Consider the following 14,221-nt stretch of genomic DNA (forward strand, 5'->3'; position numbering starts at 1 on the left):
CTCACTCGCGGGTCTTCAGGGCCCGGATAAGGTCCAGCCGATCGAGCCGATCACGCAGAAACAAGGCGGTGATCGCCGCAGCTCCGCCGACGACCAGAACGCCCTGCGACAAGGTCTGGGCGCTCACCGTCGCGGGCAGGGAGTAAAGCTCGCCGCTGAACCGCTCGATCAGAAACCGCGAAAGCCCAACCCCCAATAGCAACCCGATTGGGAGCGCGAGCAGCACCAGCAACGCCAGTTCTCCAAGCAGCACGTAAGCGACCTCCCGCCGGCGGAATCCCAGCACGCGCAGCGACGCCAGATCGCGGGCGCGTTCGGCAAGACTAATGCGACCACTGTTGTAGACGACGCCGAACACAATCAGCACCGCGAAGCCCACATTGAAAAGGTTCAGCAGACCGATGCTCTCGGCAATCGTGTCTTCGATGCCCTGCAAGGTCGCCTCACGCACAGTCACGCTGACGAGATTGGGCGTCTTCTTCAGCGCCGCGTAGAGCGCGGACGACTGGGCGCCATCCACCCGAAGATGTGCGCCGGACAGGCTGTCACCCTCCCGCAAAAGCCTGTTCAGCACGGCCCGATCCAGTACTACGGACCCGCCGATGGGGGTGTCGGTGACCGCCACGACCTCGATTGCGAATTTGAGCCGCTCGCCCTCCGTGACTTCTGCGGTGATTGTGTCGCCGGGCTTGATGCTCAACAGGCGTGCAAGCCGGCTTGAGACCAGGGCGCCGCGGGCAGGGGGCTCGAGCACGTGGCCATCGAGGTCCACCAATCGGCTAAGGTCGCCGCCGCTTTCCCCGCCGCTTAGGGCTTCCCGCTCTTCTCGCGGGCCTGCCTTCAGGCGAGCGTCCGCAAACCGAAAAGGCTCGACGCGCGTGACGCCGGGCATGTGCTGCAGTTCGTAAAGCGCCCGCGCATCAAGAGCTTCCGCGAACGTCACCGTAACGTCGCTTCGCTGCGCTTGCCCGAAAGCGATGTCGATCATGGAGTCGACGCTATCGTCCATGCTGGCCGACGCCGTGTAGAGCGCCAGCGCGCAGGCTATTCCCAGCACGGTGAGACCAGAGCGCACCGGGCGCCGCACCAGGCCGCGGAGGATCATTCGCGTAGGCTCGTCCAGCCGCAACAAGGGCGTCCCGGCCACGGCGCTTGAAGAGTAGTCACGTGGAGCCGGAGGGCGCATGGCCTCGGCCGGCGTCAACCGGGCGGCGCGCCACACGGCGCTTAAAGCGCCCGCCAGGACGGCCGTCAGCGTCGCCCCGAACGCCACGAGAAAGGCGTCCGCTCCGGCGCGGAATTCGAGGAAAGGGAATGTGAAATAGGCCTGGTAGAGGCCTGCTGCGGCCCTCCCAAGCCAAACGCCGATCAGTCCGCCAAGCAGCAAGCCGCCCAGGCACAACAAAATAGCCAGCTGAGCATAGTGCAGCATGATCGCGCCGTCGCGATAACCGAAGGCCTTTAGGAGGCCGATCACCTCGCGCTCAGCATCCACGACTCTGGCGAGCACGATATTCAGCAGGAATGCAGCCACGCCGAGGAAAATCGGAGGGAGGACCTCGATGGTCGCCGCAAGCTGATCAATCTCGTTCGAGACAAAGCGATCTGAAGCCTGTTCGTGACGGGTGTAAGCGCCCGGAGCGCCATAGGGTTCGAGCAACGCGTCCAGCCGGCGCAAGACATCTTGCGGCTCGGCGCCGGGCGAAAGCGTTGCGACAATCTCGTTGAAGGCGCCGGTGAGGTCGAGCGCCGCCGCAAGGGGCTCCCGCCCCATCCACAGAACCCCGTAGCGCCTGTTGTCCGGAAAAATCCCCCCCGGGGCGACTGCGTAGACGTACTCAGGGGATATCACCACGCCGACAAGCGTCAGCTTGACCTGGTGGCCGCGTATGAGGGCGGGCACCTGGTCTCCCAGCTCGAGCCGCGCAGCTTTCACAAATGCTTCGCTCGCCACCGCTTCGCCGGCCCGCGACGGGTCAGGCAGACGTCCTGAGCGCAGCAACAACCGGTTCAGCGCAGGCTGGCCGCTTGATGGGAGCGAATGGATGCGTGCTGTGACCGGCTCAGCGACGCTTGGGACGTCCAAAATCGCGGTCGTGCTGATGCGGCTCTCAGCGGCTGCTATGCCCGCAATCCTGGCCACATCCTGCATGACTGACTGAGGCGCGCGGCGGACGGGCGCGAAGACGTCCGCAAAGCGGTAGGCGTCATAATAGGCCGAGCGTGTCGCCTCAAGCGAACGGATCAAGCCAAAGGACATGATGACCATGCCCACGCCGGCGGCGACCACAAGGCTGATGGCCAGCGACTGGCTCCGCAGGCGCCAGACGTCCCGCAGAAGCTTCACGTAGAAGACGGAGGGCGCGCCGGTCACCAAGCAAGCTCTGAGGGCGCTTTTCGACTCTGGTTTCTATGGCGACTTAGTATCTGTCCGTCGCCAAACTTGATCACCTCGTCGGCCATCTCAGCGATCACCGCGTTGTGGGTGATGACGAAGCAGGTGGTGCCCAACTCCCGGTTCACTCGGTCGATGGCCGACAGCACGCGTACGCCGGTCATGCTATCGAGCGCGCCGGTCGGCTCATCGCATAAGAGCACCTGCGGCCGTTTGGCGATCGCCCTGGCGATGGCGACGCGCTGCTGCTCTCCGCCGGAGAGCTGGGCTGGGAAGTGATCGATCCTGGCCTCCAGCCCGACGAGCGCGAGCGCTTCTGCCGGCTGCATCGGATTTTCCGCGATTTCTGTGATGAGAGCGACGTTCTCCCGCGCGGTCAGGGAGGCGATCAAGTTGTAGAACTGAAAGACGAAACCCACGCTGGAGCGGCGATACTCCGTCAGGGCGTCGTCGTCGCTGGCGGTCAGGTCGCAATCGTAGAACCAGGCGTGGCCGGCCGAAGCCCTGTCCAGTCCGCCCAAGATGTTCAGCAAGGTCGATTTGCCCGAGCCCGAAGGCCCAAGGAGGACCAGAAGGTCGCCCTTCATAACGTCAAGATCGACGCCGCGCAGGGCGTCGACCCTGTTCACGCCTTGGCCATAAGTCTTGGTTAGGCCTCGGACCCGATACACCAAGGACCTGGTCTCAAGCACGGGTCTGGCCCCGACCAATCCGCCCGGGCGATCCTAGGGTAGCGCTACGTCCGAGTCTCACCTCGGCGCGCGACGTCGCTGACCGGCGTCGCGTCCTTCGAGGCTTCGCAAATAGTCCGCGAGCGCATTGACCTCGTCTTCCCCCAAGTCCAACGCGGGCATGCGAGGGTGAATTGGCGCCGCGCCCTCTTCAAGGGATCTCGGCCAGTTCTTGATCATCCCCTCTTCGAGCAGCTGAGCCAATCCGCCTGGGCCATATCTGTACTTGAGGCGCGCAAAGGGCGGGGCTTCCTTCAAAGGACTTTCGCCATCGTCGATGGCGTGGCACGCCGCGCAATTGCGTTCGGCTACCTTCCTGCCGGCCGTCACCGACGGACGCTCGGTCGCCATGGCCCATGAGCTGATAGACAGCACGGTCAGCGATACAGCCGCCGAAACCAGGAGTTTGCAGGTTCTGAGCATGTAGGCGTCGCTCGCTTCGAAGAAAGGGCAGCATGACAACAGCCCATCGTGCGAGCAAGGCGCCAGGGAAGAGGAGCCGTCGCAAGCGGTGAGCGCGTCATCGGTGTTGATGATCCTCGGCTACCGCTCAGCGGGTAGGCGCTAGCGGGCGGCTGAATGGCGGCGGACCGCGGTCGATATCCGACCCCTTTTCCGCATCTTAACCCCTAGCGGTCATGGGGGTGGATCGTGGTCAAGGTTTCCCCCAGAAGTCATCTTGCGGCGCGTGTCCGGCAGGCGACGCTTTTCTCGCTGGCGCTGTGCGTCGTGTATGGCCTGGCTTGGCTCTGCATCGAAATTCCGGAGCGATCCGGAAGAGTCGCCCCGATCTGGCTGGCCAATGGATTTTTGCTGGCGCTGGCCCTGAAAGCCGCGCCGCGCGACTGGCCCGCGCTGCTGGTTGCGGGCCTCGCCGGAAACTTTCTAGCCTATCCAGGCTTTGAAAGGTCGCTCGTGGCGGCCACGCACTATGCGGTAAGCGATGTGGCCGAGGTTGTTGTCGCCCTCCTGCTCATCCGATGGGCGGTGGGCGACCGCCTAGATTTTTCACAACGGCGTCACCTCGTCTCGTTCGTCATGGTGTGCGGCCTTGTCGCCCCAGGACTCGGGACCGTGCTGGCCGGGGTGCATCTGGCTGGCGAGCCCTTTGATCGCCCGGCCGGTCAAATGGCCCGGTGGATGGTCGCCAACGCAATGGGGCTGCTGGTGGTCACCCCGCTGCTTCTTGCGTTGAGCGACCTGCGCGAAGACCTTGCGGACCGCCGGCCGGACCCGGGGGCGCTGCTCTCGCTTGTGATCCTCGGGCTTGTCCTGCTCGCGGTTCTAAGCAGCTCTGCGACACCTGCGCTGTTTCTGGTTGCGCCGGCGGTGATGTGGGCGGTTTTCAAGCTTGAGCGCGTCGGCGCTGCTGTCGGCGGAGCCATGGTCGGGTCAGCGACGATCGCCGCGACATTGTGGGGGCGCGGGCCTATCGCCGCCCAGGGCGCCGGAACCGAAGCGATGCTTTTGCTGCATGGATTCCTCGCCTCGCTCATGCTGACCAGCCTCGTTGCAGCGGCTGCGCTTCGGGAGAAGCGTGTCCTTCGCGAGCAGCTTGAGAGCGCAAGCCGAGCCGCGGCGCTGGCGCAGGAAGAAGCGCTCTCCCAGGAAAGCAAGGCCCGTCAGGCTGCGGAGGCGGCGGCCGATCTGAAGGCGAATTTCCTGGCGGACATGACGCATGAATTGCGCACCCCGCTGACCAGCATGATCGGCTTCGCCCGTATCGCGCAAGATGAGGCGCCGCCGAACCTGGCAGGGAAGATGGAAAGGATCGTCACCGCCGGGGAAGCCTTGCTGCAGACCGTCAATGACCTCCTCGATTTTTCAAAGCTGGAAGCTGGGCAGCTCGCCATCCGCCCGCGACCAACCGCCTTGCATGCGCTCGGGCGCGAGGCGCTTGAGCTGCTTGAGCCTCAAGCGCGCGCGAAGAACATTCAACTGGAGTACGAGGCCTCGGAAGACTGCAGGCTGATGATCGACGGACTGCGTATGCGGCAGGTCCTGGTCAACTACCTCAGCAATGCAGTCAAATTCACTGACGTTGGGATGGTGCGACTGAGGACGAACTATGATGCGGACCGCTGCGTCCTGCGGATCGAAGTCGTCGATACAGGGCCAGGGATCCCGCCCGGGCAAGTTCCCCTGGTGTTCGACCGATATGCTCAAACTGAGACTGGCGTCGACAGGAGGGGGACCGGCTTGGGACTGGCGATATGCCGCCAACTCGCCGAAGCAATGGCCGGCGCCGTCGGTGTTGAAAGCGTGCTGGGTGAAGGGAGCGCCTTTTGGCTTGAGATCCCCGCGCAGGCGTCAGCGCCTGAAGATCATGTTTCCGATCATGAGGTCAGCCCGATCCTCGGCGGGAAAGTCCTGGTCGTCGACGACAATCGCGCCAACCGTCAGATCGCCAGGCATTTCCTTGAGGCGTTAGGCCTTGAGGTCGCAGAGGCTGCGGACGGGCGCGAGGCGGTCGAGCAGACCCGCACCTTGGCCTTCGACGCGGTTCTCATGGATCTGCAAATGCCCGGAATGAGCGGCCGAGAGGCTGCAGCGGCCATTCGCGAGGAAGGGGGACGCAATCGAAGCGTTCCAATCATAGCGTTCTCGGCAGGCATCGAGAGCGAAGGCGAGGTCCTGGGCGTCGGCGGCTTTGACGGACTCGTGCGCAAGCCGGTCGAGCCGCGCGATCTGCTTCAGGCGCTCGCCCTGGCCGTTCATCGCGCGCCGCAGCGGGAAGGCGTCGGCGAGGGAGAGGTCCATCGCGAGGCGCACCCTCCCGGGCAGCGCGCGGCGTCATGAAGCGAAGCGTCAGCCAGATCTAAGCCCTATAGCCCCGCATCGGGCGCATGCCCGGGCCCGCGGCTCGTAGCGCGGGCCCGGCAGCGACTACTTCTTCTCAGGCGCGGGTTTCAGGTCTTTGGTCGCCTTTCCTGCGTGCGGGTAATCCTTGGCGATCCGCGCGCAGGTCGCGTCCTTGGCCATCGCCTCGTGCGGCATGGCCTTACACTTGGCCCAGGCGGATTTGTCGGCGTCCGACATCATTTTGTGGGTTTCTCTCATGCCGCTCGTCGCGGGCGTCTGGGCGGCGGCGGGGGCGGTGATCAGCAGGCCGGCAAGGACGCTGACGGCTGCGAGGTTCAAGTGGGACATCGGCGTTTCCCAGTCTAGGCTCGATGCGTGCTCGAGCATCCTCCCAACTCGCTGAGAGGATCTAAAGTTCTCAGGAACGCGAATGCTCATGCCATCGCGTCACCGGACCCAGGGCGTTGTCCGGCGTCCATACGCTACGACCTAGGGCGCGGCAGGGCGGCGCCGAGGGCTTCGGCGATCTTCGCAGCGAGCGCAATCGCGCTCACGGGCTTGCGAATAACCGGCGCGTACGCGAAGCGCGAAGGCAGCATGACGCTGTCCCCATATCCCGTCGCGAAGATGAACGGGGCCTGGCGCGCCTCCAGCCGTTCGGCGACCGCCTCGGATGTTTCGGTCCCCAGATTGAAGTCCAGCACGGCGATGTGCGGCGTAAATTCCGCGAGGCAATGGATCGCCTCGGCGACCGAGGGGAAGGCCCGCACCTCGCGGGCGCCGAGTTGCCGCAGAGTGTCCTCGAGATCCATGGCGATCAACGATTGATCTTCCACCAGTAGGACATCAAGGCCTTCAAGCGAGGTTCGCCGCGCTTCCGAACGGGGCTGAGCGGGGGCTCCGGCGGCAATGAGGGCGAGATGCCGCGCCGGAATCGTCAGCCTCGCTTGCACACCCCCAGGCAGGTACTTGATTTCTGCGCCGCCGCCGAGATCGTAGGCCAGAGTCGACTGGATCAGTCTTGAACCGAAGCCTGTCCGTTGCGGCGGCTCTACCTTGGGTCCACCGACTTCGACCCAGTCAATCTCGCAGCCGCCGTTCTCAGCGATCCCCCATGAGATTTCGACGCAGCCGGTTGGCAGCGACAGCGCGCCGTACTTGGCCGCATTCGTCATGAGTTCGTGGATCACCAAGGCGACCGCGCCGAAGGCGCGGTCATCCAGACGCACCGGCCGCCCCGAAAGAACCACCCGCTCAGGCGCGCCCCGATAGCGATAGAGGCCCGCCTCGGCTTCGATCAGGGTCGCCAGATCGCCGCTGTTCTGACCGGCGAGCGACTGATCGTGCGCGAAAGCGAGAGCCCGCAGACGTCCCTCCAGAGACACGGTGTAGTCGGCGACGCTTTGGGCGTGGGCGCCGGTCTGCTGGGCGATCGATTTCACCAAAGCGATGATGTTCTTAACCCGGTGATTGAGCTCGTCATTCAAGATCCGGCGACGATGTTCAAGGCGGCTATGTTCTTCGGCCGATCGCTCGCTGTGGCGCAGAACCACATCGCGCAGGTAGGTGCGGATCGCTTCGGCGACGGCCTGTTCGGCGCGGGTCCAGGGCCTGGCGAGCCCGCGCACCTCCTCGCGCCAAAGTTCGAAGCTGCCGCGCGGACTAAGCCGCTCGCCCTGAGGCGTGCTGAGCGAAATCTTGATAGGTTCGCCCGCCCATTCCAATTCGTGGGCTTCCTCGGACCTAAAGAACAGTAAGTAGTCGCGGGACGTGGACGACAGCGGGGCGGCGAGAACGCCGGCGACAGAGCGGCCATAGTGCTCAGATCCGAGCAACCCCTGCAGGTTCTGCGTCCACCATATAGCATCTGCCGCACCCTGAGCCCGCAGCTTCTCGATGAGAACTGGCGCAGCCGCGGAGGGCGGCGCCGCCCCCACGGCGGTCCATTCTCCCGCCGACCAGAGAGCCGCCCCGTCGCAGTCAATAAGGGCGGCGAGGTCGGGCAGGTGACTGCGCAAGTTCTCCGCCAAGGGGGCTTCGGAGTTCAAGCGGCTGACGATCTGGTCGAGGCGCTCGCTCGCGAGCTTCGCCGCCGTCACCTCCTCGCGGCGTTCGGCCAGCGCAATCTGCAACGAACAGTATTGGCCGAACAACTCGGCTCCGATCCGCAGAGGCAGGGGCGTCACCTTCGGGACCGCGTGGTGACACGCGATCAGCCCCCAAAGTTCACCATCCACCACGATCGAAATGGACAGGGAGGCGTGAACGCCCATGTTGGCCAGATATTCGCAGTGAATGGGCGAGACGCTGCGCATCTGGGCGAAGGTCATATCGACAGGCGTCTCGCCCGCGCCCAGCGGCGGGACAAGCCGCACCGGGGCGTAGCTGGCGTCGGCGATCATCCGGATCGTGTTGGCGAGGTAGAGGCTGCGCGCCTGAACCGGAATGTCGGAGGCGGGAAAATGCTGCCCCAGAAAGCTGCCAAGGTTGGGGCGCTTGGCCTCTGCGATGACGCGTCCGGCCCCATTGTGCAAGAACTGGTAGACCATGACCCGGTCGTAGCCCAGCATTCCGCGCACCAGCCTGGCCGCGGACCTGACGATGGACTGCACTTCGCTTTCCCGTCCGATCCGGCGGATCAGCTTCTGGGTCGTTTCAAGCGCGTCCTCGGCGCTCTTGCCGGAACGGTCCGAAGGCTCGATCTCGACGAAGGTGCGCCCTCCGTGCTGATGGACGATCAGGTCGAACAGGTCTTCGGTCCGCGGCAGTCTCGCCGCCAACACGATTCCAGCGATCTGAGACCCGCCCGCCTGGGCCGCGGCGTTGCGTACGTCGTGCGCCGCTTCGGGCCCGATGATCGCCGAAAGCTCCGCGCCGAGCGGGTCGCGATCATGGCCGATTGTCCTGGCAAGGTTCTCTGAAGCGAACTGCACCCGATAGCTCGACGGGTCGCAGACCAGCATCGCACCGTGCGGCTGGATGCTGCCGGGGATGTGGATCGGCTCGCGATCGCAGTTTGTGAGGTCGACAGGATCGGTCATGCGAGACGATGGCGGCTCGGGAGCACGGGAGCGGCGTGGGAACGACCCCCAAATCGTTGGCCGTGCAACGCTCGGTGAGATCTGGCGTTGTAGCCCCGCCGGGGCCGTGGGCGCCCTGGCCTGGCCCAACAAGAGGACGCGGGCGGGGGGTGACGCTGGTGGACGATCGACGTCGCATCGCGGCCCCGGCCGCTCCTTAAAATCTGCACGCTGATCAACACCATCTGGAGAAGCTATGTTCACGAGTAACATTGGCTGGCGGGGCTGTCGGTCCACTTGTGGACACTGCGCCAAGGAGGCGTCGGTTCGGCGAAACGGCCAAGCATGACCCAGCCGAAGCCTGCCGACTTTACAGCCAACCTCCTGCTGGCCAGGCTGACCGAGGCCGATCGCGCCAGGCTGATCCCGCACGTGCTGGCGTTCGATCTGAAGCCGCATGATGTTCTGCAGGAGGCTGGCGCGGATGTCGTCGATACGTGGTTTCCGTGCGGCGCGGCTATGGCCGCCTTCTGCGTGGGCGCGGATCGCAATGAGGAGGCGGTCGAAGTTGCGCTGGTTGGACGCGAAGGAGCGATCGGCGGAATCGTCTCCAACGGCTCATTACCGGCCTACGCCACCGCTCAGGTGCGATTTGGCGGGCGCTTCCTGCGGGTGAAAACCTCCGCCCTTGAGCAAGCCAAGCTAGACTCGATCACCTTGCGCCACTGGTTCGCCCGATATTCCGATTGCCTTCTGGCTCAGGTCTTTCAGACCGCAGCCTGCAACGCCACGCACACGATCACCCAGCGCACCGCTAAATGGTTGCTGGCGGCTGTCGCCAGAACCGGCGCGAGCGAATTCGAAATGACCCAGGAGCAGCTGGCCCAGATGCTTGGCGTCGGACGCACTTTCGTGACCCGGATCGTGCGGCGATTTCGCGATGACGGCTTGATCGCGACCCGGCGTGGACGGTTTATCGTCAAGGACGAGCGCGCTCTGGCGGCGCGAGCCTGCCCCTGTACGACCGCCCTGGAAGACCACTTCGATCGCGTGATGCACGGCATCTATCCGACGAACTAGGCGGCCCGGCGCAGAGGGGACCGCTCAAGCTTGGCGCGCATGGCTGATACGGCTGTTTAAGGGGCCGCAGCCTGGCGTGTAACCATTGGACCGGGAACCACGTGCAGTTGGAGCGCCTGTATAGGCATGTCCCGTGCATCCCAAATCATTCTGCTGGTCGAGGACGAGCCGCTCGTCCAATGGGTGGCCCGTGAGATTCTTGAAGAGTCGGGCCACGAGGTTATTCCCGCGAGGACCGCCGACGAAGCGTTGCAGATCCTTCAATCCCGCAAGGATGTGGGTCTCTTGTTCACCGATGTCGACATGCCAGGTTCATTGAACGGCATGGAGCTCGCAGAACTCGTGCACCGCACATGGCCTGCGGTCAGGCTCGTGGTCACTTCCGGCAAGCGGGTCGACCGTCCGGTGCCGGACGATGGCGCCTTCTTGCCCAAGCCCTATACGGCGCAGGATCTAGACCGGGCCATCAACAAAGCCAGCAGGGCGGCGCAGTCCTGACCCCCGCCATCGGCGACTGTGCCGAGGATCCGAGCGAGAACGGCGCCTCCATGGGCCCGTCCGTTAGCCATCTTGCTTGCGTATTATTGCTGGAATGTCAGTCGGTTAGGTTGCGGGTTTGCAACCAGGTCAAACCGCCGCCTCGGGCTGCCGCCTCTGTCCGCGCCAACCAGCGGGCAAAGCCGGGAAGTCGGCATCTGGCGGGCCGGCGCGGGCGGTCACGGCCGAGGAACGTGTGCGCCGCCCGCGGGTTGATGCAGCCGCTGACGGAGGGACCATGGAGCAAAAGTCAAAGGCGCTGAGCCGCATCGACGCGGCTGGGGACATCCCATTGGCGCCCTCCGGCCAGGCGGCGCCTGCGTCTGATGACGGCGGTCCCCCGAGGCAGCCGCCGCCCGCCTGGTGCGCGATGCGCATTGCGGCGACGCCTCGGGACCGCTTGGCTGTTGGGCTGGTCTATGCGGCCTCGAGCGAGCGGCGGGCGGAGGAGGTCGGTCGCGCCCTGCGTTGCTTCGCTCAGGACCTGGAGGTGTTGGTTCTGGAAGCATGGGACTGCTTGCCCTACGACCGGGCCTCGCCCTCACGCGATGTGATGGGACGTCGGATGGCCGTTCTTGCGCGGCTCGCCGAGCCGGGGGATCGCCCCCGGATCCTGGTGGCTCCGGTCCAAGCGCTTCTGCAACGCATCCCCCCGGCGCGAGCCATGAGCGAGGCCTTCTTGGAGTTGGCGTGCGGCGAGCGTCTCGATCGGGGCGGGCTCGAGACCTTCGCGCACCGGACAGGCTACGTCTTCGACGATCGGATCGACGAACCGGGCGAGATCGCCATACGCGGAGGCGTCGTCGACATCTTCCCTGCCGCGGCGGGCGGACCTGTGCGGCTCGGCCTCGATGACGACGACCGAATTATTGAGATCAAACGCTTCGATCCCCTGACCCAACGGACCGGGGAACTCGTCGAGGCTGTGCGGGTCGGTCCCGCCTCTGAGCTGATCCTGAAGTCGCACGACCAATCCAGACGACCGGGCACCGAGCATCGCTCCGTGGAAATCTACGGGCGGATGGGCGGCGTGCTTGAGAGGCTGGCGGGGGCGGCGCTGCTTTTCGATCCGCTGGCGGAGCTGCGAGCCGCCGAGTTCGCAGCGCAGGTGGCGGAGGCTTACGAGGGGCGTCTTGGCCTCGCCGGAGAGATAGAGCCGCCCCTGGCGCCCAAGTCGCTTTACCTGAGCTTCAGGGCATTCAAAACGGCCATCACCAAACGCCCGCGCCTGACGTTGGACGCCTCAGGCGTAGCCCTCGTTCCACGGTTCCCCACGGCCAGAAATCCCGGGCGAGACCTTGCGGCGTTCCTGCGCGACGCGCTCGATGACGGAATTAGGGTGATCTTGACCGGTCTGCCGCACGAGCTCCGCTCGGTCTCGCGCCTTGTGAAACGCCAATTGGACCTCTCGCCTCAGCCGATCACCGACTGGCAGGCGGCTTTGGTTTCGGCGCCGGGCCGCCTCATCAGCCTCGAGGCCGATATCGACAGCGGGTTCCACGACCGGGGAGCCAAGCTGCTGGTCGTCGCGGCCGCAGACGTGCTGGGGGGGCGCATCGCACCGCGCGGCGCGGGCGTTGGGAACTCCGTCCCTCTGCTGGCCGAACCAGATCTGAGGGTCGGAGATGTCGTGATACACGAGGACCACGGACTGGGCGTGCTCAGCGCGCTTGAACGGGTCGAGGCCGGAGGCGTCGAGAGGGACGCACTTCGCATAAGCTATCACGGCGGCGCGGATTACCGAGGAGGCGCTTGCCGAGCAGGGGAGCTCGGTGCTGACCGATTGGTTGGCGGACCAGCCGCCATGGTCGGATTTTCCGTTCATCGTTCTGGTGACCAAACAAGCGGGACGGCGAGCCCAGGCTGACGCCGAGCGGCTCCAGGGCATGGGCAACATTGTGCTGTTGGAGCGGCCCATCAACGCCGAGACCCTGCTTAGTGCGGCGCGTTCGGCCGTTCGTGCGCGCCGGCGCCAGTATCTGGCGCGGGACGATCTCGAAATTCGAACCAAGGCTGAAGAGCAGTTGCGCTTTGCTCTAGAGGCCGGCGACCTGGGCGCTTGGGATTTGGACCTGGAAAGCCAGGCCCTGACCACCTCTCCCATAGCCCGGGCCCATTTTGGACGCGGCTTCGATGAAGAGTTCACCCTAGCCGAGGCCGTGGCGGCCATTCATCCCGACGATGCTGCGCGGCGGCGCGCCAACCTCGATCTCTCGATCACAAAGGGCGGCGACTATCATGTCGAATACCGGGTGATCTGGCCCGATGGGTCTGTTCACTGGCTTCAGGTGCGGGGGCGTCCCACCGATCCGGCGCCTGGCAAGCCTCGCCGGATGTCGGGCGTCACGCTCGACGTCACGGCGCGCAAAGCTGCAGAAGCGGCGCTGATTTCAATGAATGAGACCCTCGAGCGGCGGATCTCTGAGAGCACTCGCGAGCTCAAGCGCAGCAACGCGCGGCTGGTCGCCGAGATCGGCGCCCGCGAGCAGGCCCAAGCTGCGCTGGTCCAGGCTCAGAAAATGGACGCCATAGGCCAGCTGACGGGGGGAATCGCCCACGATTTCAATAACCTGCTGACCGCAATTGTCGGCAATGTCGACATGATCGAGCGGCGCAGCGACGACCCGCGCATTGCGCGCATGGCGGCGAACGCCCGTGAGGGCGTCGAGCGCGCCACAAAGCTAACGGCCCAGTTGCTGGCCTTTTCGCGCAGCCAGCAGCTCGACCTGCAGGCCGTGGAGATCGACGCCCTGATCGCGGGCATGGACGATCTACTGACCCGGACCCTGGGCCATAAGGTTGAGGTGCGAACTGATCTGCGCTCAGGATCGATGCGCGCCAACGCCGATCCTAACCAGCTGGAGCTGGCGATACTTAATCTGGCGATCAACGCACGCGACGCCATGGGGGACGGGGGCGTGGTCACGATAGGCAGCCGGCTGGCGGACGAATGGCATCAAGGCCTGCAGCCAGGTCGGCATCTTGTCATATCGGTAAGCGACACCGGTCACGGAATCCCCGCCGATGTGTTGCACAAGGTCTTCGATCCATTCTTTACGACAAAGAGCGTCGGCAAAGGCACGGGCCTTGGATTGAGCCAGGTCTATGGCATCGCCATTCAGTCGGGCGGTACAGTCCGCGTCGACAGCACGGTCGGGGTCGGAACGGTAATGGAGATCTGGCTACCCGTTAGCGATGCAGCCGAGCGGCTTCGTTCCGGTGAGATCCTGACCAGCGAGACCCCCCTCAGCCAGGGCGAACGGATACTCGTGGTCGACGACGACCCTGGCGTTCGCCGCTTCATCGTCCAGTGCCTGAAGTCGCTCGGATACGTCGTCACCGAAGCGGTCAACGGCAGGGAAGGCCTCGGTCGCCTACACGACGATCGACCCGATCTCTTGGTCGTGGACTTCGCCATGCCAGGGATGAGCGGCGCGCAGGTGGCCGCCAAGGCCCGGCTGGCAGCCCCAGGCTTGGCCGTGCTTCTCGTCACGGGTTATGCGGAGGCTCGCGACATCAAGGATCTCGTCAGTTCCGAGGAGGTCTTGCGTAAACCGTTCAGGGTCAGCGACCTGGCGATCGCAGTGCGGCGCGCACTCGAGGAAGCCAGCGGCGTCGCGGCTTAGCCGCGGGTCCTGGCGGCGACTTTGCGCAAG

Annotated in this window: 10 protein-coding genes; 5 read left to right on the top strand and 5 right to left on the bottom strand. The window is 65.0% G+C overall.

Translation table 11 applies throughout. The features are described 5' to 3' along the window. Position 1 precedes the first annotated feature (1 nt). The 3 genes from GGQ61_RS22390 to GGQ61_RS20390 all read right to left on the bottom strand — a co-directional run bounded on the left by GGQ61_RS22390 (position 2) and on the right by GGQ61_RS20390 (position 3,549). Complete coding sequence (locus GGQ61_RS22390) at positions 2–2,374, bottom strand: FtsX-like permease family protein (protein ID WP_183776903.1); 2,373 nt, start codon at positions 2,372–2,374, stop codon at positions 2–4. Continuing rightward, complete coding sequence (locus GGQ61_RS20385; RefSeq protein ID WP_343056239.1) at positions 2,371–3,024, bottom strand: ABC transporter ATP-binding protein; 654 nt, start codon at positions 3,022–3,024, stop codon at positions 2,371–2,373. The genes GGQ61_RS22390 and GGQ61_RS20385 overlap by 4 nt, the downstream gene beginning before the upstream one ends. A gap of 120 nt (positions 3,025–3,144) precedes the next feature. Next, positions 3,145–3,549: a c-type cytochrome gene (locus GGQ61_RS20390; protein ID WP_183776905.1), complete on the bottom strand. Its 405-nt coding sequence runs from the start codon at positions 3,547–3,549 to the stop codon at positions 3,145–3,147. 228 nt (positions 3,550–3,777) lie between these two features. Here GGQ61_RS20390 and GGQ61_RS20395 point away from each other — a divergent pair, with 228 nt between their 5' ends. After that, entirely contained in the window at positions 3,778–5,925 is a 2,148-nt protein-coding gene (locus tag GGQ61_RS20395) for an MASE1 domain-containing protein (protein ID WP_183776906.1), read from the top strand. Between the two features lie 87 nt (positions 5,926–6,012). Here GGQ61_RS20395 and GGQ61_RS20400 read toward each other — a convergent pair whose 3' ends face one another. Continuing rightward, a complete protein-coding gene (locus GGQ61_RS20400) occupies positions 6,013–6,276 on the bottom strand; it encodes a hypothetical protein (protein WP_183776907.1) in 264 nt (87 codons plus the stop codon). Positions 6,277–6,410: 134 nt separating this feature from the next. Further along, the gene (locus GGQ61_RS20405; protein WP_183776908.1) at positions 6,411–8,969 is read right to left on the bottom strand and encodes an HWE histidine kinase domain-containing protein; all 2,559 of its coding nucleotides are present in this window, start codon (positions 8,967–8,969) and stop codon (positions 6,411–6,413) included. Positions 8,970–9,293: 324 nt separating this feature from the next. On the opposite strand from GGQ61_RS20405, the gene GGQ61_RS20410 reads away from it, so the two are divergent. The 4 genes from GGQ61_RS20410 (at position 9,294) to GGQ61_RS20425 (ending at position 14,191) form a co-directional block, all read left to right on the top strand. Further along, the gene (locus GGQ61_RS20410) at positions 9,294–10,028 is read left to right on the top strand and encodes a Crp/Fnr family transcriptional regulator (RefSeq protein WP_183776909.1); all 735 of its coding nucleotides are present in this window, start codon (positions 9,294–9,296) and stop codon (positions 10,026–10,028) included. A gap of 126 nt (positions 10,029–10,154) precedes the next feature. After that, positions 10,155–10,526, top strand: a complete 372-nt coding sequence (locus GGQ61_RS20415; RefSeq protein ID WP_183776910.1) for a response regulator — start codon at positions 10,155–10,157, stop codon at positions 10,524–10,526. A gap of 703 nt (positions 10,527–11,229) precedes the next feature. Next, complete coding sequence (locus GGQ61_RS20420) at positions 11,230–12,432, top strand: CarD family transcriptional regulator (RefSeq protein ID WP_183776911.1); 1,203 nt, start codon at positions 11,230–11,232, stop codon at positions 12,430–12,432. Beyond that, the gene (locus tag GGQ61_RS20425) at positions 12,338–14,191 is read left to right on the top strand and encodes an ATP-binding protein (protein WP_183776912.1); all 1,854 of its coding nucleotides are present in this window, start codon (positions 12,338–12,340) and stop codon (positions 14,189–14,191) included. The genes GGQ61_RS20420 and GGQ61_RS20425 overlap by 95 nt, the downstream gene beginning before the upstream one ends. Positions 14,192–14,221 lie beyond the last annotated feature (30 nt).

The sequence above is a fragment of the Phenylobacterium haematophilum genome (assembly GCF_014196295.1).
Taxonomy (GTDB): domain Bacteria; phylum Pseudomonadota; class Alphaproteobacteria; order Caulobacterales; family Caulobacteraceae; genus Phenylobacterium; species Phenylobacterium haematophilum.

Coding starts and splice junctions, on each gene's coding strand:
- GGQ61_RS20390 (WP_183776905.1), bottom strand. CDS start 3,549: ATGCTCAGAACCTGCAAACTCCTGGTTTCGGCGGCTGTATCGCTGACC.
- GGQ61_RS20400 (WP_183776907.1), bottom strand. CDS start 6,276: ATGTCCCACTTGAACCTCGCAGCCGTCAGCGTCCTTGCCGGCCTGCTG.
- GGQ61_RS20405 (WP_183776908.1), bottom strand. CDS start 8,969: ATGACCGATCCTGTCGACCTCACAAACTGCGATCGCGAGCCGATCCAC.
- GGQ61_RS20410 (WP_183776909.1), top strand. CDS start 9,294: ATGACCCAGCCGAAGCCTGCCGACTTTACAGCCAACCTCCTGCTGGCC.
- GGQ61_RS20415 (WP_183776910.1), top strand. CDS start 10,155: ATGTCCCGTGCATCCCAAATCATTCTGCTGGTCGAGGACGAGCCGCTC.
- GGQ61_RS20420 (WP_183776911.1), top strand. CDS start 11,230: ATGAGCGAGGCCTTCTTGGAGTTGGCGTGCGGCGAGCGTCTCGATCGG.